This window comes from Veillonella sp. 6_1_27 (genome assembly GCF_000163735.1).
GTDB lineage: Bacteria > Bacillota > Negativicutes > Veillonellales > Veillonellaceae > Veillonella > Veillonella parvula_A.
Genome location: NZ_GG770216.1, coordinates 177,114 through 200,531 on the forward strand (window position 1 = coordinate 177,114; position 23,418 = coordinate 200,531).

The following is a 23,418-nucleotide window of genomic DNA, read 5'->3' on the forward strand; positions in this document are numbered from 1 at the left end:
CGGCATTATTTTAGCTCGCTAAAGTGCCTTTTGGGGTGGATTTACAATCTTCGCCGTTTTTTGTATTTTGGAACCAGCAAATATCTGTTGTTCCAAAGATAGGGTTAAAATAAATAATCCCCATTAGGGGACGGAAACCCCATTGTCCAATACATGTATGTTCAGCTTTTTCCATTGCAGTTGGTTAAATTAAATGATCCCCTGATGGGGACGGAAACCTTTTTACGGTATGGTAAACTAACATACCCATAAGAATGTAGCGTTAAATTAAATGATCTCCTGATGGGGACGGAAACTTATAGATACGGAAGAAATTATCCGCACTCATTACGACTAACCAGTTAAATTAAATAATCCCCATGAGGGGACGGAAACAGTTCGACATTTCTGACAAGGTAACTTCTTGCTTCACTAAGGCGTTAAATTAAATAATCCCTTTTAGGGGACAGAAAGGCACTACCTTATTATTGTAGGTAGTGCCTTATGTATAATCTAGGGGTTTAATTGTCTTGTATTATAAATACTTAAGGTTTTGTTACTTTCTCTCTTGGAATGAAGGGTGGATTATTGAAATAAAATAAGTGATATTTATAATATATAATATATTAAGTAACTATATTTATTATTTAGTGTGTATGGGATTGGGGAGCTTTCAAAGGATAAATATCATTTGCCATTTTCTATTGGTCATGGTGAATTTATTTTCTTTGGTGGTAACGAGGTTTCACTCACTATTTATAACTGATTATTGTCATTGCTTTGGGACCCCTAGTATCCTTTATTTGCCTTACAAAAAGCAAATAGCCTTCCGTTGCCTAGTTTAACTAGATAACGGAAGGCTATTTCTTAATCTTTTTTCGATTTCGAGATGCGCCTGACGTTACGACTCGTCTGACTATCTTTTAATATGATAGAGATAAAGGTATATCATCAAATTAAGATGAATATGTACAATTGTATTAGATTAGTATTTTTAAACGGATTTATTTTTGAGTACTGATAATTAAATTTAATGATAAGATGTATAATAAAGTATAGTGATTCAAGCAACATAATTTGCATTAGGTATACTCTTGGCAAACCGCATATGTGAATGTGTATGGTGTGTAATTCGATGATATAGTTGGAGAATAGGAGGCGCATATTATGGCAAGCACAGTAATCGATAGTAAAGTGTTTGGTGCATTATTTAGTACTGATGAAATGAGACATGTATTTAGCGATCTAAATCTTGTACAGAAATGGTTAGATACCGAGGCAGCTCTTGCACAGGCGCAAGGTGAGCTCGGTGTGATTCCTAAAACTCAAGTTGAAGATATCGTTAAGTATGCTGATGCTAAGGCTCTTAATATTGATGAGATTGGCGAGTTTTATAAATCCTCTATTACTATTGTTCCATTGTTGAAAGCTTTCAAAGAAATCCTACCAGATAATGCAGGCGAATATGTCCATTGGGGAGCCACAAGCCAAGATATTGTCGATACAGGTCTTATCTTGCAAGAGAAAGAGGCATACCAAATTATCTTACGAGATATGAAAGTGTGCCAACAACATGTACTTAATCTTGTAAAAAAATATAAAGATACCATTATGTGTGGTCGTACTCATGTTATTCATGCGTTGCCGATTACATTAGGTTATAAAGTAGCTGTATGGGCAGATGAACTAGGGCGCGATATTCAACGGTTAGAAGAGATTGAAAAACGTGTATTTGTGGGTCAAATGTCTGGTGCGGTTGGTACATTAGCATCACAACCAGAAAAAGGCTTAGAAACACAACAACGCATGATGGAAATTTTGGGGCTCGGTCAACCGACCATCTCCTGGCATGTTGCTCGAGATAGCCAAGCAGAGTTTGCTAGTACATTAGCTTTATGTGCCGGTACATTAGGCCGCATCGCTCATGAGATTTTAAGCTTACAACGTACAGAAATTCTTGAGTTAGAAGAACCGTTCTTCATGGGTAAAGTTGGTTCCTCTACTATGCCACATAAACGTAATCCTCAAGTATTAGAAAACATTATCGCTGTTTGTCGTAGTGTGCGTACCATTGCTCCTGGTATTGCAGAAGCCATGATTTGTGAAAATGAACGCGATTGGGGATGTTTATTAACAGAATGGGAATCTATCCCAAGAGCCTGTGAATTATTGGCTGCTGCTTTAGAAAAATCTAAAGACGTATTAGAAAATCTTATTGTATATCCAAAACATATGGAGCAAAATCTATACAAACTACGTGGCTTGATGATGAGCGAATGTATCATGATGCATTTGGCACCTCGTTTGGGCCGTATGACAGCACATTCTATTGTTTACCGTACATGTATGAAAGCCTATGAAGAAGAAGCACAAATGAAAGATGCCTTGATGGCTGAACCAGAGGTTACGGAAGCCTTTACAGAAGTAGAAATCGACTATATGTTGGACCCTCATAACTACCTTGGTCTAGCCGTTCAATTTGCAGATCGAGTACTACAAAAATATAAATAAATCACTATCCTATGAATACTAAAAAGCCCGTCCTAAGATGGGCTTTCCTTATATATTTATCTGTATATTTCTATTATTCGTTCCTTATTGTATCGTATATTAGTTCGTTCTATAATAGAGCTAGGATAGTTAGATGAGGTTGGGCCTCTCTTCGTCATCGAAGGGAGGGATAAGCCTATGAGTGATTATGAAATAATCATGCTCTTATTACAGGTAATAACGGTTGTTATTGCCTTTGAGGCATTAATAGCGCTTATTTGTCTCACAAAAGACAAATAGCCCTCCGTTGCCTAGTGTAACTAGATAACTGAAAGGCCATTTCCTAATCTTTTTTCAATTCCGAGATGAGTTTGATGTAGTTACTCGTCTGACTATCTTCTTATATTATAATAAGGTTATGATATATCGTCAAATTATGATGAACATGTATATGGCACATAGTTTGATGATGTCGTTGTAAAATAAGAAAAACTCCTATTGGCTTTCACCGATAGGAGTTTTTGGTTTTATAATTGTAATTTTATAGCACTTTTAAGTCTATTATTAAGTTACAGATTATAATAAATTGATTATACTTCTTTTACATCATCAGGTATAGCCGGTGGAGCCGGTGGTTTACCCATGGATCTTTCAATAAATACCACAGCCACAAAGACGATGAGGCTGACGATGGAACCGAAGATGATGGACATAATGCCATATGGGTTGCCAACGAATTCCCAGTACACGCCTGCGATGGAGCCGAGCACGATGGACCAAATGCCAGCGCCAGCTGTTGCATTTTTCCAAGTAAGGCCAAGTAGGAATGCGGCGAATGGGCCAGCGGATCTCATTGTGAAAGCAAATACGAGCATCGGAATGATGGCTTTGCTTACGAGGGAGATTATGATAGCGATGATACCGAGGAATAGCACACATAGACGGCTATATCTAGTGAGCTGATCATCGGTGAGGCTTTTACCAAAATGATGTTCCACAATATCCTTGGTAAATACAGTTGCGGCGCCTAATAGGTCGCCTGCGCCTGATGAAAGTGTGGCCGATACGACAGCGGCCATAACGAAGCCCGCCATTACTGGAGGCATGAGGTTAAGTGCTACCGTTGCCACTGCATTGTTGGCTTCAATTCCGGGGAATTCAGCTAATGCTACAAGGCCTAATACGGCAGGAACAAAGGCGAATAGAGCCATAATAATCCCGCAAATGATAGAACCGAGAACGGCCGTTCTTTCATTTTTCGCTGCAAAGTACCGTTGAACTGACTCTTGCCCTGTGGAGAATGTCATGAAGTACATGATGACAAGGCCGATGATGGTTTTCCAACCCACCTTTGTAAAGCCTAGCTGTTCAGGTGGCAATTTTGTCACTACCGATTCCCAGCCACCTACATTGTGCAACACAAACGGCACCGCGAGGGAGAAGCCCCCAACGAGAACGAAGAAATGGATAACGTCTGTCATCGTTACGCTCCACATACCGCCGGACATGGTGTAAATTACGAGTACCGCACCGCAGATGAGGATGGCGAGCTCTGTTGAAAGTCCGGTGAGAACGCTAATAATGGTTGCAGTTGCTGTAATCTGTACGCCTGCTAGTGTAATTGTTGCCAGCATGGACAGAATGGAAGTAATGAGATGACTGGACGCGCCGAAGCGACGGCCGATGATCTCCGGTACAGTTGTTGCCATGGCACGCCGTAAAAGCGGTGCGATGAAAGCAACGAGAATAACACCAATCCCTGCAGATACGACGTACCAACCTGCAGATAAGCCCCACGAACCATACGCTTTCGCTGCTACACCTACGGTGCTCCCACCACCGATTTCTGTAGCCGCTAATGTGCCTGCCGTCATAAGAACCCCAATACGACGACCTGCGAGTAGATAGTCAGTACTATCTTTTACACGAATATGACAATACACGCCGACTAATAAATTCAGTAATAAATAGGCGCAAACAATAACCCAAATAATAGTCAGAGAATCCATATGACACCTCCAAAAATTTACACTATCTAGAGATTCATACTAAATCACCCTTACTACTTGCGGTGCATATATCAAGTATAGTTTAATTATCCATAAAAACTGGGGAAAATACAAAGAGGAGTTTCTTGGAACGTTGGAGAATGTATATATATTAGGAACTAAAATATAAAATTATTAATCATAGGCACAGCCTTGTTTGCATAGTATACTTATGTTAATAAGACTGTGCTTATTTTATTGAGAGACAAGATTCATTTTTTGAGAGAGGTTTTTATGATTCAACGTATTTTGATGCTAGCTCTTGTGTTGCTGGCTTTCACCATGCCTACAGAGGCAATTACTTATCAGGAATTGAAAACGTCGCCACAGTTTAAGCTTGTTTATTCTCAGTCGATTAATGGGCCCATAGAGAGTGGTGGCTTGTATATCTATTTAAACACTTATTCGATTGAGGCCCTACGCTATGCACCGCCACAGTATTCCTTGCGCGGGACTTACTATATTGTGATGGATACGTCTTATCAATCTATCATCAATGAGAGACAGCTCACCGTGGATTATGATACTAACTATTCGTTAGCGACACTTATTCATTCGTCTCGTATCATGAATCCGAGCCCGTCTATGCTGGCTTTGATTGAGGCTAGTGAAAGTAAGTCTGGTTTAGCTATGACAGGGGTAGATGTAGCGAGATATACATTTGATGGGGCGACAAAGCCAATGCATTATGTAAACGATACGCGTAAGGTCCCACTTAACCGTAATAATACTATTATATATGATATAGCGGATGCTATGTTTGTATCTGTATATCAGCAGCATTTTGATGATATTGTGGCCCAATGAGGTGGATGATGAAACGCATATATTTACTTTCACTATGGTTACTAAGCTGCCTCGTATTGCCAATGCAAATCCAAGCCGTATCACAAGCTGACTTATTAAACGCAGAACGATTTGAACACATCGATTCGAGTGCTGACTCTGGAAGAGGAGATGGAAAATATTTGGATCTTTCATCTGTTAAGTCTGTAACGGCGCCGAATGGCCATCGTCGTATTGAAGCCGTCATTTATGTTTCCATGCCTGCTGCGAATATGATTCAAGGACTTTCAGTACAATACGATTACCAAATGGATCGTTCTTTGCGCCATTTGATTAATGATCATGATAGAAGTTTAAAACAAGGTGATAAGACCCCATATATCTCTATTTGGCGTGCAAAGCAAGGAAGTTCAGGAATTACAGGGACCGTTAATGATGGCGGTACCTATTACAATAATGGACAAATTCGCCAACAACGTATATATGCAGAAAATCTAAAAGCTATGATTCTACCTGCTGAATTTGGTGATGAAAAATATAAATTGCCTAATTTGATCTATAAAAAGATCTTTGGACTATCTTATGATGATGAGTTGTAATATTTATGTATGGCACTAGAGTGGTTAAAACAGTGAATAAACATAGATAAAACTTGTTTTTGGACTCCTAATAAAGCTTGTGCTTTTACTTATTTGGGGAATCTCTATTTGGGCTTTCTATACATTGCTCTATGATCGATATGTATTAGAAGCATATCCATTAAGGGATTATTTGCCAGTATTGATATTAACCTTTGGGAATATTTGGGTTTTACCGTGGCTTATTTTGTGGCATGAGAAACTATATCCAGCGTTTGATAAACCAAAAATTTATTATAGAGTGAAAGCTTGGTACTTTTCTTTGAAAGACCAATCTTTAGTGGGGACATTTATCTTTTATAGTATAGATTTTGTTATAAAGCTAGGGATATTAATGTATGGCACTATTATTGTTTTAGCTATTGTTATTTTTGTGTTTCTTACCTGGCTCCGATTCTGATTATTATTGGACTGATATTTCATTAGCTTTTGAAAGCTCCTAAATACGCATATTAGATTTCTGATATATTTTTAACTTATTTACATAATGTAAAAGCCAAGCTATTCATAGTTAGGAATAACTTGGCTTTTATTAGTTTATTCGTATATTTATATAATATAATGCTTATTGTATCGCATATTAGTTCGTTCTATAATAGACTTAGGATAGTTAGGCGAGGTTGGGCCTCTCTTCGTTTTTGAAGGGAGGGTTGCTTATGAGTGGTTATAAAATCATTATGATTATCCTTGGGATTTTATCAGTCATGATATCCTTTGGAGCACTTGTGGCGCTTATTTGTCTAGAAATAGCAAAATAGCCCTTCGTTTCTTCGGAAATTAGATAAAACGAAAAGGCCATTTCTACATGTTATTTGTTTGTGAGATGAGCCTGACGTCACTACTCGTCTGACTATCTACTTATATTATAGGGATAAAGGGATATATCGTCAAATGGAGATAAACCTTATATATACCAATTATAGATATATCATACATATACTAAATTATAAAATTATTAATAATAGGCACAGCCTTGTTTACATAGTATACTTATGCTAATAAGGTTGTGCTTATTTATGTTGTAATGTGAGAGAAAAAAGAGAGGGTTTTATGTTACGTAAAAGTTTGATTATCATGGCTGTACTAGCTGCTTTCACCATGAATGTAAGCGCTGTACAGATAGAAGTGCCAGCAGGACAGCCACCTATACCAGGGGCAGATGCGAATATCCCTGCCAATGCCTATGAAAACTATCGGGCCGGTAGCTTGAGCAATGTAGGAGCTAGTGATGTTATAAAATTACATTCTGAATCTAAAAAACGCATGGACATGTATGTAACTGACTGGGGACTAACACGAGATGAAGTCAATCAGATAGCAAGCGATTCGGAGAAGTTGATGGACTTACTTGTTAATGAGTCTGCAGTTGTGTTGTTGCATGATGAGCGTAATAACATTCGGGCATCTGTTCCTGGACTACTATTAGCAAGTAAGTATTACCCAAAACGCAGTGATGGTGAACGTTTATCTATTGTAAGAGAGAATTCCATATTTTTTGCGATTGGTACAAAACAGAATTATGATGATGCATTAGGCAAATTAAAATCAGAGCGAAAAGGGGAGTTTACATATCCGGGTATCACACATGGTAAATGGGCTATTGAAACTGAGTCTTTCGGTGAGAATACGCCTGCTATGGTTGCTGTAGTTGGTTTATTTAATCAACCGAATCAAGAATATATGGTAGGTCTTAGCTACAAAAATCAGCCTGTTACCGGCAAGCTCGAGCACGTTATGAGTAATTATGTAATTCCGTCGATTCGATCGTTAGATGACATGGATCATTATAGTGAAAGTATTCAATGGGATAATTTCACATATCGTATTCCTAAAGGGCTCAAACTAATAGCACAGAAATCGTTAAAGGACTCTGCCGAAATGAGAGACTATCGTGGATCAGGTATCCGACTTATTGTAGCTAAGAAACCTGTAAAAGTAGATGATAAATATATCTATTCATTTATTGACGAGATTTCGGAAATAAAGCCAGAAAGTCAAATCATAGGTGATGCACCTATTCAATCAGCATCTGTTTGGAATAATGGCGTTCCTAGTCTTTTAGTAGATAACTATCAACCAGGAAAAACGTCTTTAATGCATCGATTCTTACGTGATGACAAGAATGTATATATAATGAGCTTAGTTTATATTGATGGGGCTACGCCATATTCTCATATTCAGCTGCGTAATACGGTAGAATATTCTGATTTTGCAAATGTTGAGACACTGCGGAATAAAGTAATCCGTATGCAAAGTAAAAATAAAATGTAATTCAGTTGTTTATAAGATCGTTCAGGAGAGAGAACATGAAAAGAAAATACATGATTACGGGGCTTGTTATCGGCCTGCAATTGGTAAGTGGTTATAGTTATGTGACAGATGCAAGTTGGTTGAGCAAAACGTGGGATCGCCTTGAAACAAATGCAGCGAAACAGTCTTACGATTGGCCGAAAGCTGAGCAGTATACTCATTATGCGGGAGGACAACTTGTAGGTGCTAACTTACCAGACGAGGATATGATGGTTCTTGGTGTTTCATTAGGTAATACCTTTGATAGTGTGAAAGCAAGTTTGGGGCAGCCTACTAAAGAAACTAGTAGAGGACTCACCTATGGTGGTGTTACCTTTGGGAGTTTTAAAATGGATGGTGTAGAGTCAGTTGTTACCTATATGATGATCGAGAATCGTGATGCCACAACACATAGAGGCATTGCCGTAGGCGACTCCATGCGAAAAGTCCTTAATGTATACGGTAGACCTGATTTAGTAGACTCTAATAATCGATGGTTTTATGGGAAATATCGCTATCGTACGGATATGATGCATGGCATACAATTTGAACAAAAAGGCGATAAAGTAAGTAAAATTATGATTTATAGATAATTATATTAGAATAAAAGAGACGAAAAAGCCGAGCTACGTTAAATTTTGAGTAGCTCGGCTTTACTTATAAACATAACTATTTATTAACTTTTATGTATTCGATTATGAGTATAATTATAAGATTTATGAAAAACATATGAATTAATTTATTGTTTTATGCTAAAATGAAGTTAATTATACGGTGTTTGGCGACTTATAGATTATATATCACGTTTAAATAGTAAATTTTGGCAATAAAAAACTCAATTCCGAAGAATTGAGAGTAGGTGCCCTACGTCGGGCAGCCCGAAGGCATTGTAAATTAATTTGTATTTGAACTCGTAATGTAATTCTGTAAACCTCCAAAACTAGTTGGATTACTTATAGTATAGTTAAGCATTTGATGAATGTCAATTATTAATTTCCAAAGGAGAGGACTTATGGAAACGCAAGCATCGAACCAACTTATTTCAAGTCATTTGAAAGGATATCCAATTAAAGATTATTTTGTGGGGTTAGATATTGGTACAAGCTCAGTGGGCTGGGCAGTAACCAATAAGGCCTATGAGTTGCTGAAATTTCGATCTCATAAAATGTGGGGAAGTCGTTTGTTTGATGAGGGAGAATCCGCTGTAGCACGTCGTGGATTCCGGTCCATGCGTCGTCGTTTGGAACGTCGTAAATTACGCTTAAAACTATTAGAAGAATTGTTTGCTGATGCTATGGCACAGGTGGATCCTACATTCTTTATGCGCCTTCGTGAAAGTAAGTACCACTATGAGGATAAAACGACCGGTCATAGTTCTAAACATATTTTGTTTATCGATAAAAACTATACTGATCAAGATTATTATAAAGAGTATCCTACTATTTATCACTTGCGCGTAGCATTGATGAAATCTGGTACTGACGACATTCGCAAGCTCTTTTTAGCAGTACACCATATTTTAAAGTACCGTGGTAACTTCCTCTATGAAGGTGCAACATTTGATTCTAACGCCTCTACACTTGATGATGTTCTTAAACAAGCCTTAGAAAATATTACGTTCAATTGTTTTGATTCTAGTGCTGCAATTGGTTCTATCGGTCAAATCCTTATGGAGCTAGGTAAAACAAAATCTGACAAAGCAAAGGCCATAGAACGTCTTGTTGATACATATATAATTACTGATGAAGTGGATACTTCTGGTAAAACTCAAAAAGAACAGGTCAAGGAGGATAAAAAAAGACTTAAATCATTTGCTAATTTGGTGTTAGGTTTATCTGCGAGCCTTACTGACTTATTCGGCTCTGTAGAGGATTTAGATGAAGATCTTAAAAAGTTACAAATTATAGGGGATACATATGATGAGAGACGTGATGACCTAGCTAAAGTTTGGGGGGACGAGATTCATATTATTGATGATTGTAAATCTGTATATGATGCTATTATCCTCATGTCTATTAAAGAACCTGGCCTTACTATTTCTGAATCTAAGGTAAAAGCTTTCAAGAAGCATAAAGATGATTTAGCTATATTGAAATCTTTACTAAAGTCGGATAGAAGCATTTACAATACCATGTTCAAAGTTGATGAAAAAGGTCTACACAACTATGTGCATTATATTAAACAAGGTCGTACTGAGGAAACGAGTTGTAACCGTGAAGATTTTTATAAGTACACTAAAAAGGTAGTAGAGGGATTACCAGATTCTAAGGATAAAGAGTATATTCTTAGTGAAATTGAATTACAAACCTTATTGCCACTACAACGGATTAAAGATAATGGCGTAATTCCGTATCAATTACATTTAGAAGAACTTAAAGTAATTCTTGCTAAATGTGGTCCTAAATTCCCATTTTTAAATGAAGTGGCGGATGGTTTTTCTGTAGCAGAGAAACTTATTAAAATGCTTGAGTTTCGCATTCCGTATTACGTAGGGCCTTTAAATACTCATCATAATGTAGATAACGGTGGTTTTGCTTGGGCGGTTCGGAAAGCATCTGGACGAGTAACTCCGTGGAATTTTGATGATAAAATTGATCGGGAAAAATCAGCAGCAGCTTTTATCAAAAACCTTACTAATAAATGCACTTACCTTTTGGGCGAGGATGTGCTGCCCAAATCATCACTTTTGTATAGTGAGTTTATGTTGCTTAACGAACTAAATAATGTACGTATTGATGGTAAGCCATTAGAGAAAGCAGTAAAAGAACATCTTATTGAGGCTGTATTTAAGCAAGACCATAAGAAGATGACTAAAAATCGTATAGAGCAATTCTTAAAGGATAATAATTATATCCCTGAGAAGCATAAACCTGAGATTACAGGTCTTGATGGAGAAATTAAAAATGATTTAGCCTCTTATCGTGATATGGTTCGTATTCTTGGTAATAATTTTGATTTGTCTATGGCCGAAGAGATTATTACGGATATTACTATCTTTGGTGAAAGTAAGAAAATGTTACGAGAAACATTGCGTAATAAATTTTCTTCGCGCCTTGATGATGAAGCTATCAAAAAATTGTCAAAATTAAGATATCGAGATTGGGGACGTCTTTCCAGAAAGTTACTGAATGTTATCGAGGGCTGCGATAAAGCTGGTGATGGTACGCCTGAAACTATTATTATATTGATGCGTAATTTCAGCTATAACTTGATGGAACTATTAGGCGATAAATTCTCTTTTATGGAACGTATTCAAGAAATAAATGCTAAATTAATAGAAGGTCAAATCGTGAACCCTCATGATATTATCGATGATTTAGCGCTTTCACCTGCTGTTAAACGTGCGGTATGGCAAGCATTGCGCATCGTTGATGAAATTGTACATATTAAAAAAACTTTACCGGCTCGTATCTTTGTAGAAGTAACACGGTCAAATAAAGCGGAGAAAAAGAAAAAAGATTCTCGCCAAAAACGATTATCAGATTTATATGCAGCAATAAAAAAAGATGATGCATTATTAAGTGGACTTACGAACGAAGAGTTTGGAGGGCTAAAATCAGGACTAGCTAAATATGATGATGCGGCTTTAAGAAGTAAAAAGCTTTATTTATACTACACTCAAATGGGACGCTGTGCTTATACTGGTGAAGTTATAGATTTAAGTCAGTTAAATACAGATAACTATGATATTGATCATATTTATCCTCGTAGCCTTACCAAGGATGATAGTTTTGATAACTTAGTGTTATGTAAACGAACTGCAAATGCTCAGAAATCAGATACATATCCAATTAGTAAAGAAATTCAAAAGGCACAAAAGGCGTTCTGGATATTCTTAAAGCAACAAGGTCTTATTAGTGAACGGAAATATGAGCGCCTTACTCGCATTACACCGCTTACAGCTGATGATTTAAGTGGTTTTATTGCTCGTCAATTAGTTGAAACTAATCAATCAGTTAAGGCAGCCACAACATTACTCCGTCGTCTTTACCCAGGTGTTGATGTAGTCTTTGTAAAGGCTGAAAATGTAACAGACTTCCGTCATGATAATGACTTTATCAAAGTTCGCTCATTGAATCATCACCATCATGCTAAAGATGCTTATTTAAATATTGTTGTTGGTAATGTATATCATGAAAGATTTACTCGTAACTTCCGTGCATTCTTTAAAAAGAATGGAGCTAATCGTACATATAATCTGGCGAAGATGTTCAACTATGACGTCAAATGTACTAATGCTAAAGATGGTAAAGCTTGGGCTGTAAAAACAAGCATGGATACTGTTAAGAAAATGATGGACAGCAACGATGTTCGAGTTACGAAGCGTGTTTATGAACAAAAGGGACAATTGTCTGATATTAATTTGACTAAGGCGAGTAAAGTTAAGGCTGATATATATTTACCAATAAAAGCTAATGATCCAATTATGTCACAGAATATGAAATATGGAGGCTATTCAGATATAAAGAATGCATACTATACGATTATTGAGTATAGTGATAAAAAGAATAACAGTATCAAGGCATTTATACCAATACCTATATTTATAGCTACTAAGACTTTAACGAAGCAAGCTCTTTTAGAATATATAAAAACGGTTTTACCAAAGGCTAATAATCTACGAATAATTTATAAAAAAGTATATAATGATCAGTTATTAAAAATTGATGGATTTAACTATTATTTAGGTGGCCGATCAAATGATCGTTTTTGTATTGATAACGCAATTCAACTTATAGTTCCTTTAGAGATTCAGTTTTATATAAAATTGGTTGAGAAATTTACAGCTATAATATCAGAAAATAAAAATATTGCGCTTAAAGCGTCATCGGTCAAATCTAGAAATCCAATAAATAATCAGGTTGAAAATATAACTTTAGAGTATACGCAAAAATTATTCGATTATTTGGTATCTAAGTTTAACGAGCTTATTTATTTGAAGATGAGAGGTAATAAGTTAACAGATGTTAATAATATAGGAAGAAAACAATTTATAAAACTTTCTTTAGAAGAACGATGTAAGGCATTAGCTGAGCTGCTTAATATTTTTACTAATATGAATAAAAAACTATCTTTAAGTACTATAAATGTTAGCGCATCTCGTAAAGTTGTTAATTTTAAGATTTCGTCATTAGATGAATTTAAAATTGTAAATGAATCTATTACGGGTCTATATTCTCATGAAATAACTATAGTTTAAAACGTGGGAGTTAGTATTAGGGGTTATTATGAGTTGGCGTACGGTAGTCATAGGTAGTCGTTCTAAGTTAGATTTTAAAATGAATTACATGATTATTCGTAAGGACTTTGAAACGACTAAAGTATATATTGATGAAATCTATATGTTGATTATTGAATCTACGGCGGTGAGCCTCACCGCCGTACTCTTAAATGAGTTGATTAAAAAGAAGGTGGCTATTGTATTTTGTGATGAGAAACGAAATCCAGCGAGTGAGGTTCTTCCATTACATGGTAGTCATAATAGTAGTAAACGTTGTCGGGAGCAAGCTAATTGGTCTAAAGATGTACAGGCTTATATTTGGACTGAAATTGTACGGCATAAAATTATGAATCAAGCAGACTTATTATAGCATCAGAATTTAGCTGAGGCAGATTTACTATATCAATATCTGGATGAGTTGACTTTAAACGATGAAACGCAACGTGAAGGTCATGCTGCAAAGGTATATTTTAATGCTTTGTTTGGAAAATCATTTTCTCGAGAACAAGATAATCCTATTAATGCAGCCCTTAATTATGGATATGCGATATTGCTTTCTGCAGTAAATCGAGAGATTTTATCTTTAGGATATATTACACAATTAGGGTTAAATCACTGTAATCAATTTAATCCGTATAATTTAGGATCTGATCTAATGGAACCATTGCGTGGATTTGTTGATGCAGTAGTTATCAAGTTAAGACCTACAGAATTTGACCGTAATGTGAAGCTTGCTCTTATAGAATTGCTATCTGAAGATGTAAAGATTAATGATACCGTTCAAACATTTAGTGTAGCGATTCGTATTTATTGTAAAAGTGTGTTTGATGCATTGTGTACTCAAAATGCTAATCAGATTAGGTTTATAGAATATGAGCTATAGATTTATGAGAATACTAGTAATGTTCGACTTACCGACGTTAACTTCGGAAGATCGAAAAGAATATAGGAATTTTAGAAAGTACTTAATTGTATCTGGCTTTCTGATGTTACAAGAGTCTGTATATTCAAAGTTAGTTCTTAATACAACTAGCGCTAATCTTATTATGGAACATGTGCGTAAAAATAAGCCACCTAGCGGTAGCTTATTTATGTTAACTGTAACAGAAAAGCAGTTTTCAAGAATGGAAATTGTAGTTGGAGATAAGCAAAGTGAAGTTATAGATTCAACAGAGAGGGTGCTCGTGATATGAAATTAATGTATTAAGATTCTATATTGGACTTTGAGATATTTCATGATAAGGTAACCGTTATATCTTTTGAAGATTGTAAAGCTTTTCGACATATGGTTACAGAGCTCGATATACAGTGTGATGGTGGTGAAGGGCCTTGGATCTTAAATGATAATAATAAAGCTTTTAGTATAGATAAGTATAGCCATATGATACTTAATCCATTATATGTAGATGTAAATAGTAAAACTTTATTAACTAAATTACAAAATCAACTATCTAAAGACGCTTTATTGATGACTGAAGAGGTAGCGGATATTGTAAATCGACTTCATGCCTTTTACTATTCTTTAGAATTTGGATATCCTTTATCAATCCAACATAAACTTGAAATTGGGACTGCTGAACTTATTAAATTAGGGAGTTTTAATTTTGAGTTTAATCGTAAAGGAGATGTTATGGATTTAATGTCCTATATAGAAGTGGTGGATACATTATTATCTCCTATGCTGTATATTATGGTGAATTTAGATCTAGTTTTAAATGACGATGAACTTAATGCATTTTATCAAAATATGCTAAGTCGGCAATTACGACTGGTTTGTCTAACAACTGGATCTCTTAACAAAGAAAAACTTGATAAAAGCCTTATAAATGGGTATATTTTAGATAATGATTTCTGTGTTATTTGAAGAGGATACAGAATTACACCTAGTGGTAGCTCGAGTTATTCTTGAGCCTCAAATTTAATTTGGGGTTTGAGAGTAGTGTAATTCTGTAAACCTCTAAAACGGGCGCTTTGTAATTAATTAAGCAGTAGGTGTTTGAGAGTAGTGTAATTCTGTAAACCTCTAAAACTGCTCGGAGAGTTCGCACCTACGAGCACCAGTTTGAGAGTAGTGTAATTCTGTAAACCTCTAAAACAATATTTTTAAGACTGTCATCAAGTGGATTGTTTGAGAGTAGTGTAATTCTGTAAACCTCTAAAACGCTGCAGGAGTTCGCATCATTGTTACTGTAGTTTGAGAGTAGTGTAATTCTGTAAACCTCTAAAACAATACTGGGAGCGGGTGCGACAATCGGAGTGTTTGAGAGTAGTGTAATTCTGTAAACCTCTAAAACATCCGTAAAAATATGTCTATTGAAGATATGGTTTGAGAGTAGTGTAATTCTGTAAACCTCTAAAACAACATTTTCTGATGTAGAAACACGTTCTGAGTTTGAGAGTAGTGTAATTCTGTAAACCTCTAAAACCATCTTCGCCCATCCATTCACGGAATTCCTGTTTGAGAGTAGTGTAATTCTGTAAACCTCTAAAACGCAAATCAGTAAAGTCATTTGTTGGATGCAGTTTGAGAGTAGTGTAATTCTGTAAACCTTTAAAACGAGCAAATTAGATCCTTCTTTAAAGAGTTGGTTTGAGAGTAATGTAATTAGAATTTAGTAGATTATAAATTTGTGAAACGATATAAAAAGCCGAGCTACCTTGTTTTAGTAGCTCGGCTTTATTTGTTAATTTATATATTTATATAATATGATGCTTATTGTATCGTATATTAGTTCGCTCTATAATAGATTTAGGATAGTTAGACGAGGTTGGGACTCTCTTCGTTTTCGAAGGGAGGGATAAGTCTATGAGCGATTATGAAATAATCATGCTTTTGTTACAAGTAATGGCTATTGTTATTGCTTTTGGGGCTTTAATAGCACTTATTTGCCTTACAAGAAGCAAATAGCCCTCCGTTGCCTAGTGTAACTAGATAACTGAAAGGCCATTTCCTAATGTTTTACTGATTTAGAGATGAGCCTGACGGCACTACTCGTCTGACTATCTACCTATATTATAGGGATAAAGATTTATATCGTCAAATTGAGATAAACCTTATAAATATCAATATAGGTAAATCTTATATACTAAATTATAAAATTATTAATCATAGGCACAGACTTATTTGCATAGTATACTTATGCTAATAAGTCTGTGCTTATTTATTTTATAAAAATTGAGAGAGGGTACTATGTTACGTAAAAGTGTAATTATGATGGCACTAGCAACTGCTTTCACCATAAATGTAAGTGCTGTACAGATCGAAGTGCCAGCCGGACAGCCACCTATGCCTGGGGCGGATGTGAGTATTCCTGCTAATGCGTATGAAGATTATCGACATATTAATAAGGTGGCGGAGCAAGAGGTAGAGTCATATATTCAATTTGTAGAATCGAAGTCTGTAAATCCGGCATCGAAACTGGATAAGTTATATCGAGAACGGTCTGGTTTTGTTAAGGCTTCGGAGCTTGCAGATTATTCGCAGTCTACAGTTGTGTTGCTTCATGAAGGGGATAAGAATATCAGATTATCCGTACCAAATGTTAGCTTACGCGGTGATGTTGTAGAGTCTCCATCCGGAAAACAAGGGCCCTTGTTTGCTGTTCGAAGCCTCAGTGCGTTTTTAGTTGTCGGTCCACCGCATGCTAAAGAGCTTAATAAATATTCTGAAAGTAAAGGAAAATATATGTATCCAGGATTACGGAACACATCTTGGAAGCTCATGTCAAATAATGCCCATGTAATGTATACGGAATTTACACCAAATGATACAAATACATCTTATGGCATTACCTATGGCGGTTGGGTAAATACAGAGGATCCATATCAAGATAAAGCGCCTGAAGTGGTGATGAGTAATTATATTATTCCATCTATCGAATCATTATCTGGATTAGATGCTTATACTAATGTTGAGCATTGGGGTAATTTTAACTATCGTATTCCTAAAACGGCTAAGCTCATCAGTGAAACTGTGGAAGACGAGACATATGATGTAAGAACCTATGAGGATACAGGATTTAAAATGCGGGTAATACGTAGCTTAATCAAGAAAGAAAAGCCAGATGTAACGATTATTAAGATCCCAACATTATATTTTTTACATAAATATAATGATTTAGACACACCTACACAGTATGCAGTAGTATGGAACAATGGAATTGCAGGCTCTTTGGTTGATTCCTATAAGCCTAATAGTGAATCCTATCTCCGTCATGTTGTGAGAGATTCTGTATACGTTTACAGTTATCGCATTAATTATGATGAAAGTAAAACATCTTATACACATAAACAATTGAGAGATATGATCGAATATGTGGGCTTTGATGATGCGGCAAGATTACGAAAAGAGCCACAATGGCGAGAAGAAGGGTCTTATAAGGAGAAACTTGAAGAGAGCCCAGTATTTATACCGTGGTATATGGAATGGATTAATATATTAACTCAATAAGAAATGTAGTTTTAAAGTTTTATGGTGTAAGCGATTACCGCCAGCTTTTAATTCATAGAATTAGCTCGGCTTTTATTACTGTATTCATATATTTGTATAATATAATGCTTATTGTATCGCATATTAGTTCGCTATATAATAAGCATAGGATAGTTAGACGAGGTTGGGCCTCTCTTCGTCATCGAAGGGAGGGATAAGCCTATGAGTGATTATGAAATAATCATGCTCTTATTACAGGTGATAACTGTGGTTATTGCTTTTGGAGCTTTAATAGCGCTTATTTGTCTCATAAAAGACAAATAGCCCTTCGTTATCTTAGATGATTCGATAACTGAAAGGCCATTTCTCAAGCTTTTTTGTTTTCAGAGATGAGCCTGACGGTATGACTCGTCTGACTATCTACCTATATTATAGGGGTAAAGATTTATATCGTCAAATTGAGATAAACTGGAGGTTCTTATGAAAGCATTTGAAACAAAGGATTATAAAGCTTTTACCATGTTTGAGAATCGTTGGGCTCTTGTTACGGCTGGAATGCTTGATGATTTTAATACATGTACGGTTAGTTGGGGCAGTATGGGCAACATATGGGGCCCTAATGGTGGCGATATATCCACGGTGACAGTGTACATTCATCCAGCACGTTATACTCAAGAGTTTATGGCGAAATATGATACCTTTACAGTTAGCTTTTTCCCTGAAAGTTATCGCAAGGCTCTTGGTTATTTAGGTTCTCATTCTGGCCGCGACGAAAATAAGGTGGCAAATTCTGGACTAACGCCAGTTGCGGCAGGCGATGGGGTGACTTTCAAAGAAGCAGAGTTAACATTTGTATGTAAAAAGCTATATGAACACCAATTCGATGAAGCCCATTTGGCAGAAAAGGTAAAAGATTATTACGCATCTAATCCTGCTGTATATACACAAGCTGGGCATGATCGTTGGGAACCACATTATATGTACATTGGCGAAGTAGTTGATGCCATAGAGGGCTAGTCTGTCCACATAACAAATGAAGACATACATACAATTCTTTGGGATACCGTGAATGCTGTATCTTAACTAAGTATATTTTAGTTTTCTAGTACTAAAAAAGTCGAGCTTCTATCGTTTAGTTGCTCGACTTTTGTTAGTTAATTTATATATTTGTATAATATAATGCTTATGAAAGCTATTTTATAATGGTGTTGATATAAATCGTCTATGCTTCTGGAAATAGAACGTGTTCTTGCATTTTAAAACTAGGATTATTGGTAGAGTCAAAGAACTCAATCATATTTCGTAATTTTTGAACCTCTTTAGCATGTAAAAAACTTGGATAAAAGATGATATAGGTAAAGCTATAGGTCCCATCATAGGAGTTAAAGGTTAGGATGTGATCATCCTTATTAGGTTCATAGCTGTGTATGGATAGACCAGGGATGTTATTGTTCCATACAACTGAGTAATTGATATAGTCTGATGCTGATGGATGGTAACGGTAAATATCCCAGAACGTATTTAAATCAGTTTTAAAATTGTAATGACCGTTTATAACAAGTTCGTGCGCATATGGGTTTCTAGGAACATTGTCAGTAGAAACAAAGAATGTTATATCTCCTTTTTTGTAGTATCTAATATCTTGGTGTTCAGAGCCCTTACTTTCACCTTCGTATATGGCGTCTTTTGGTACGCGGTATTGTACACCGTTTAAGCTTTCTATGCGTGAATATTGATTTAATTCATTTAGGTTTTGTACAGAGGGAAGCACATAATTAGCCAATAATTTATCTGTAGGAACCTTGTTCAGAACGGGGTTGTTATCATAATAGACAAACCCTGCGTGATATAAGGGATGACGCATGTTATAGCCCTTAAATTTAAAATTAATCGTGTCGATGGTGAGCGTTGCTTTTTTACCGTTTTCAAAGTGTGGCATCTTCATGCTATCCCAAGTGCTGTAGGTAACAGTAGGATATGAAAATACAGTACCCTTTATATCAGAAATCTGTTTTGAGGACTTTCGTTTTGCATTGTCTTGCAAGAAATTACGGACGTCTTTGTCTGTTAGCTTTTCATAAGCTGTTTTGGTGTTACGCCAGTCGTAGTCTTTAAAATCTGCGTAGTCAATTTCTAAATTGAGACTTCCATTATTGGTTAACACTCGATAGTCCTCAATGGTTCGACTTGGATTTTGGTAACGTCCTATATGATAATCACTTTTTATGCCTGCTACGGGGAATGAAAGGCGAATTTGGTTGTATTGATCATGAACGGAAATGACCGTATTATGGTAATGTTGACCGCGATATATAGAGGCTGCTTTAGTATACTTAATTTCGTTTTTATTAATACCGTTAGCCTTGTCCGTTAACTTTAATGTTTTCACATAGTTTGCTACATCCTTTTCAATATCAGGGTTTGTGGTTTGGTAGTTTACGTAGGCATCCTTTGGAATCTTCGAATCTGCACCAGGAATATTAACATCGATGGCTCCTATTGGTGATAATATAGTGCTCATGATGAAAGTACACGCTAATAGTGGTAGTTTAGTCATGGTGGTATCTCCCGCTTACATTTCTGTATTTATTGGTATTGTAGTAATCCGTAGGTTATGTTATTAAGTATAATTATATAACTAAATGAATATATTTTTAAGTGACATGGAAACGTGTTTTGTTTACATGCTACTACTCCCTATGGGGCATGAGTGCTTTTTTTATAGGTATTGTAGCGTTAGGTTCTGATTTCAGTGTGATTATGTTAATATTAGGTCTATAGGTTATTTGTAGTTTGAGAGGTTAGGAGAGAAACATGAAAACAAAATTTATTGCAATTAGTTTAGGTGTGGCTTTATTATTAGCTGGCAATGTGAGTCTAGTTGCCGATGCTAGTTGGTTAAGTAAAGCTATGGATCGGTTGGAAACGAGTAATGCTAAGCTTTCACCAACTTGGCCCAAAGCGGAGCAATATCGTCATTATCGGCCAGGGCAAGCTATTGGAGCCCCTTTGCCTGATGAAGATATGAGAATTGCTGGCGTTTCGCTAGGTACGTCCTTTGATGCGGTAAAAGCTAGTCTAGGTCAGCCGACGAGTGAGAAACGTGATGAGCTCACTTATGGGGGCATCAAATTTGGACATTCTTTGATGCAAGATAGTCGTCCTATCGTATGGTATATGACTGTCAGTAATCGTGATGCCGTGACTGCCCGTGGCATTGCTGTTGGCGATTCCTTGAAAAAAGTGATGGACATCTATGGCCGTCCTGATTTTATAGACTTTAATAATCGATGGTTCTATGGATATCTACGCTATAACAGTGACAATATTGTAGGTATATTTTTCGAGCACAATGGCAGCAAGGTGACGAAAATTATTATTAGTGATAATTAAGTTCCATTTTTAGATAAGATTATTGATAGGGGTATTTATAGAGGGGATTATGTATGGGGGTAAATGCTAAGGTTGATTTTTATAATGCAGAGATAGATAAATTATTTTTAGTATGGAAATTAAAGGATGCCTCTCATGATATTAACCATGATGCAGATGGATTTATAAGAGATGGTATTATTAACCCAAGTACATGGTTTTATTCGAATTGCAGACCTTTGTTTATTTTAAAAGAAGCTTATAATGGTAATGGCTCTAACGATTCGTGGGATTTGTGCGAATGGATTCGTAGCGACTTAGAAGGTGTTAGTAAAATTAATACATGGATGACAATTTCTTTGTGGGCTCAAGGTATTATACATACAGATGTAGAGACGTTACATCATTTACCAAATGAAGATGAGCAAAAAAAGACAGGAGTGTCCTATTTAGATAAGATTGCTATTGTAAATTTACGTAAAAGTGGGGGGCAAAAGACATCTAATCATGCTGTATTAAAGGAATATGTTGAGTTTGATAAATTTGAGTTAAGAGATGAGATTGGTTTTATTCAGCCTACAGTTATCATTTGTGGTGGAACATTTAGATATTTAAGCGACATATTTGGTGAAAATTTAGTATGGGTAGGAGATGATCCATATATAAACTTAAATAATACAAATATTCTTGTTCTTGATTATTATCATCCTGCCTGTAGATTTCCAAAATTGATGAAATACTATGGATTAGTGGGTAAGTATCAAAAAACGTTGTTAAGAAGAGGAAATATGCTATAATTAAAATACTGTTTATAAATTTAGAGAGTGTGTTTATTATGCATGTAGTGAAGCCCTTATTATGGCTATTAGAACCGTATATCGTATACAAAGCCTATTTGTGGGGTGCCCGTTTCATGGCACAACCCTTCACGTGGGAAGGCGAATTAGATTGGTTTGCTTTTATGCTAACCCTATTGCTCGTCATTGATGTGGTGGCGTTGCCCTTGGTGATCTTCTATTGCCCTGGTTTGAATCCTGGGGTACGTGTTCCAGACTGGATTCGCCGTTTAGGAACGCCTATTTACACCGTCCATAATTGGCTTGATAGTAAGGTAGGGGGCGACACATCTACGCCGATTGTATGGCTTCGCAAAGCCTTGCATTCCTTGCTTTTATTCATTTATTATCTAGTGCCATTTTATGTGGGTGGTCATCTCGTAATGGGCCTAGTGGTAGCGCTCATGTATGACGTCCTTGTATGGGCACATGGAGGTGTATAATGAAAAAGATTACTTGTGAATGGCCGACGACGCCTTTATATCATGAATACCACGATTATGAGTGGGGCCGACCAATTCATGATGATCAACTTCAGTTTGAACATCTTTGTCTCGAAAGCTTTCAATGTGGCCTCAGCTGGCTTACGGTTTTAATTAAACGAGACATCATTCGAGAATGTTTTGATCATTTTGATATTGATACGGTGGCTGCTTATGGTGAAAGCGATGTCGAACGTATCATGAATACAGAGGGTATGATTAAGTCTCGCTCTAAAATTGAAACTATGATAAGTAATGCTGCTGCTTTTAAACGTATTCAATCTGAATTTGGTTCGTTCTGCAACTATATTTGGGGATTTACCAATCATAAAACGATTATTTATGAAAACCATCCCGAAGGTCATTTTCCTACAAAGAATGGTCTATCTACGCGGATAAGCAAAGATTTAAAGAAGAGGGGCTTTAAGTTTGTAGGTCCTGTTACAATTTATTCGCATCTACAAGCTAGTGGCCTTATCAATGATCACGGTAAAGACTGCCCTTGCTTTGAGGAGATTAATAAAACAGCAGATATCGTACGGTTACCTGTAGACGATGAAGCGTAAGGGCAATAAATATATATTAGTTAACAATAGTTTTTATGCATACTTGTGTTTACATAATTGAATTTGTTGTTATGTGGAATTGGGTGTACACTAAAGTCGATGAGGCGATAGCGACTCATCTCATGTCGGCCCGCTTTATATATAAACACATATACTCTCTCTCTCCTAAGCGGGTCTATCATTAGTTCTCTCTCAACGCTATAAACTATACAGAGCCTCTACCCTTATTGGGTAGAGGCTTTTTGCTATATATAATGCTATAAGAGGAGCAATGCCGTATTA

Annotated in this window: 16 protein-coding genes, 1 pseudogene and 1 CRISPR repeat array; of the genes and pseudogenes, 15 read left to right on the forward strand and 2 right to left on the reverse strand. The window is 36.2% G+C overall.

Translation table 11 applies throughout. The features are described from left to right. The first annotated feature begins 1,146 nt into the window (after positions 1–1,146). Positions 1,147–2,490 carry an adenylosuccinate lyase gene (gene purB / locus HMPREF0874_RS04665; protein WP_008601976.1) on the forward strand — a complete coding sequence of 448 codons (1,344 nt, stop codon included), beginning with the start codon at positions 1,147–1,149 and terminating at the stop codon, positions 2,488–2,490. Between the two features lie 569 nt (positions 2,491–3,059). Here purB and HMPREF0874_RS04670 read toward each other — a convergent pair. After that, entirely contained in the window at positions 3,060–4,478 is a 1,419-nt protein-coding gene (locus tag HMPREF0874_RS04670) for a sodium:solute symporter (RefSeq protein WP_004698119.1), read from the reverse strand. 273 nt (positions 4,479–4,751) lie between these two features. On the opposite strand from HMPREF0874_RS04670, the gene HMPREF0874_RS04675 reads away from it, so the two are divergent. From HMPREF0874_RS04675 to HMPREF0874_RS04725, 10 genes and pseudogenes are all read left to right on the forward strand, one after another. Beyond that, positions 4,752–5,324, forward strand: a complete 573-nt coding sequence (locus tag HMPREF0874_RS04675; protein ID WP_004698313.1) for a hypothetical protein — start codon at positions 4,752–4,754, stop codon at positions 5,322–5,324. 8 nt (positions 5,325–5,332) lie between these two features. Continuing rightward, a complete protein-coding gene (locus tag HMPREF0874_RS04680) occupies positions 5,333–5,902 on the forward strand; it encodes a hypothetical protein (protein WP_004698206.1) in 570 nt (189 codons plus the stop codon). 1,089 nt (positions 5,903–6,991) lie between these two features. Beyond that, positions 6,992–8,212 carry a hypothetical protein gene (locus HMPREF0874_RS04690; protein ID WP_039965183.1) on the forward strand — a complete coding sequence of 407 codons (1,221 nt, stop codon included), beginning with the start codon at positions 6,992–6,994 and terminating at the stop codon, positions 8,210–8,212. Between the two features lie 35 nt (positions 8,213–8,247). Further along, complete coding sequence (locus HMPREF0874_RS04695; RefSeq protein ID WP_004694483.1) at positions 8,248–8,823, forward strand: hypothetical protein; 576 nt, start codon at positions 8,248–8,250, stop codon at positions 8,821–8,823. A gap of 419 nt (positions 8,824–9,242) precedes the next feature. After that, positions 9,243–13,430, forward strand: coding sequence for a type II CRISPR RNA-guided endonuclease Cas9 (cas9, locus tag HMPREF0874_RS04700; RefSeq protein WP_008601988.1), 4,188 nt, complete (start codon positions 9,243–9,245; stop codon positions 13,428–13,430). Between the two features lie 28 nt (positions 13,431–13,458). Then, positions 13,459–14,334 (forward strand): annotated as a pseudogene (cas1, locus tag HMPREF0874_RS04705) (type II CRISPR-associated endonuclease Cas1). A gap of 4 nt (positions 14,335–14,338) precedes the next feature. Then, the gene (gene cas2, locus HMPREF0874_RS04710; protein WP_008601990.1) at positions 14,339–14,644 is read left to right on the forward strand and encodes a CRISPR-associated endonuclease Cas2; all 306 of its coding nucleotides are present in this window, start codon (positions 14,339–14,341) and stop codon (positions 14,642–14,644) included. A gap of 23 nt (positions 14,645–14,667) precedes the next feature. Next, on the forward strand, positions 14,668–15,315 hold the full coding sequence (gene csn2 / locus HMPREF0874_RS04715; protein ID WP_232197514.1) for a type II-A CRISPR-associated protein Csn2: 648 nt from the start codon (positions 14,668–14,670) through the stop codon (positions 15,313–15,315). A 64-nt stretch (positions 15,316–15,379) separates the two neighbouring features. Beyond that, a CRISPR array of direct repeats spans positions 15,380–16,075; the repeat unit is 36 nt; unit sequence GTTTGAGAGTAGTGTAATTCTGTAAACCTCTAAAAC. 566 nt (positions 16,076–16,641) lie between these two features. Next, positions 16,642–17,901: a hypothetical protein gene (locus HMPREF0874_RS04720; RefSeq protein WP_008601992.1), complete on the forward strand. Its 1,260-nt coding sequence runs from the start codon at positions 16,642–16,644 to the stop codon at positions 17,899–17,901. A gap of 459 nt (positions 17,902–18,360) precedes the next feature. Continuing rightward, positions 18,361–18,897 (forward strand): flavin reductase, encoded by a 537-nt coding sequence (locus HMPREF0874_RS04725; protein ID WP_008601993.1) that lies wholly within the window; start codon positions 18,361–18,363, stop codon positions 18,895–18,897. Between the two features lie 205 nt (positions 18,898–19,102). Here HMPREF0874_RS04725 and HMPREF0874_RS04730 read toward each other — a convergent pair whose 3' ends face one another. After that, positions 19,103–20,437, reverse strand: coding sequence for a hypothetical protein (locus HMPREF0874_RS04730; RefSeq protein ID WP_008601994.1), 1,335 nt, complete (start codon positions 20,435–20,437; stop codon positions 19,103–19,105). Between the two features lie 257 nt (positions 20,438–20,694). Here HMPREF0874_RS04730 and HMPREF0874_RS04735 point away from each other — a divergent pair, with 257 nt between their 5' ends. From HMPREF0874_RS04735 to HMPREF0874_RS04750, 4 genes are read left to right on the forward strand one after another with little or no spacing between them, the layout of a single operon-like run. Then, entirely contained in the window at positions 20,695–21,273 is a 579-nt protein-coding gene (locus HMPREF0874_RS04735; RefSeq protein WP_008601995.1) for a hypothetical protein, read from the forward strand. Between the two features lie 53 nt (positions 21,274–21,326). Then, positions 21,327–22,049: a hypothetical protein gene (locus tag HMPREF0874_RS04740; protein ID WP_008601998.1), complete on the forward strand. Its 723-nt coding sequence runs from the start codon at positions 21,327–21,329 to the stop codon at positions 22,047–22,049. 38 nt (positions 22,050–22,087) lie between these two features. Further along, the gene (locus tag HMPREF0874_RS04745) at positions 22,088–22,531 is read left to right on the forward strand and encodes a hypothetical protein (RefSeq protein ID WP_039965184.1); all 444 of its coding nucleotides are present in this window, start codon (positions 22,088–22,090) and stop codon (positions 22,529–22,531) included. After that, a complete protein-coding gene (locus tag HMPREF0874_RS04750; protein WP_039965185.1) occupies positions 22,531–23,136 on the forward strand; it encodes a DNA-3-methyladenine glycosylase I in 606 nt (201 codons plus the stop codon). Before HMPREF0874_RS04745 ends, HMPREF0874_RS04750 begins: the two co-directional genes overlap by 1 nt. Positions 23,137–23,418: the final 282 nt, after the last annotated feature.

What these genes read in the sequence shown, in the direction of transcription:
- HMPREF0874_RS04680 (WP_004698206.1), top strand. Translation starts at nt 5,333, where the DNA reads ATGAAACGCATATATTTACTTTCACTATGGTTACTAAGCTGCCTCGTA.
- HMPREF0874_RS04670 (WP_004698119.1), bottom strand. Translation starts at nt 4,478, where the DNA reads ATGGATTCTCTGACTATTATTTGGGTTATTGTTTGCGCCTATTTATTA.
- HMPREF0874_RS04720 (WP_008601992.1), top strand. Translation starts at nt 16,642, where the DNA reads ATGTTACGTAAAAGTGTAATTATGATGGCACTAGCAACTGCTTTCACC.
- HMPREF0874_RS04695 (WP_004694483.1), top strand. Translation starts at nt 8,248, where the DNA reads ATGAAAAGAAAATACATGATTACGGGGCTTGTTATCGGCCTGCAATTG.
- cas2 (WP_008601990.1), top strand. Translation starts at nt 14,339, where the DNA reads ATGAGAATACTAGTAATGTTCGACTTACCGACGTTAACTTCGGAAGAT.
- HMPREF0874_RS04725 (WP_008601993.1), top strand. Translation starts at nt 18,361, where the DNA reads ATGAAAGCATTTGAAACAAAGGATTATAAAGCTTTTACCATGTTTGAG.
- HMPREF0874_RS04675 (WP_004698313.1), top strand. Translation starts at nt 4,752, where the DNA reads ATGATTCAACGTATTTTGATGCTAGCTCTTGTGTTGCTGGCTTTCACC.
- cas9 (WP_008601988.1), top strand. Translation starts at nt 9,243, where the DNA reads ATGGAAACGCAAGCATCGAACCAACTTATTTCAAGTCATTTGAAAGGA.
- HMPREF0874_RS04730 (WP_008601994.1), bottom strand. Translation starts at nt 20,437, where the DNA reads ATGACTAAACTACCACTATTAGCGTGTACTTTCATCATGAGCACTATA.
- purB (WP_008601976.1), top strand. Translation starts at nt 1,147, where the DNA reads ATGGCAAGCACAGTAATCGATAGTAAAGTGTTTGGTGCATTATTTAGT.
- HMPREF0874_RS04690 (WP_039965183.1), top strand. Translation starts at nt 6,992, where the DNA reads ATGTTACGTAAAAGTTTGATTATCATGGCTGTACTAGCTGCTTTCACC.
- HMPREF0874_RS04750 (WP_039965185.1), top strand. Translation starts at nt 22,531, where the DNA reads ATGAAAAAGATTACTTGTGAATGGCCGACGACGCCTTTATATCATGAA.
- HMPREF0874_RS04745 (WP_039965184.1), top strand. Translation starts at nt 22,088, where the DNA reads ATGCATGTAGTGAAGCCCTTATTATGGCTATTAGAACCGTATATCGTA.
- HMPREF0874_RS04740 (WP_008601998.1), top strand. Translation starts at nt 21,327, where the DNA reads ATGGGGGTAAATGCTAAGGTTGATTTTTATAATGCAGAGATAGATAAA.
- HMPREF0874_RS04735 (WP_008601995.1), top strand. Translation starts at nt 20,695, where the DNA reads ATGAAAACAAAATTTATTGCAATTAGTTTAGGTGTGGCTTTATTATTA.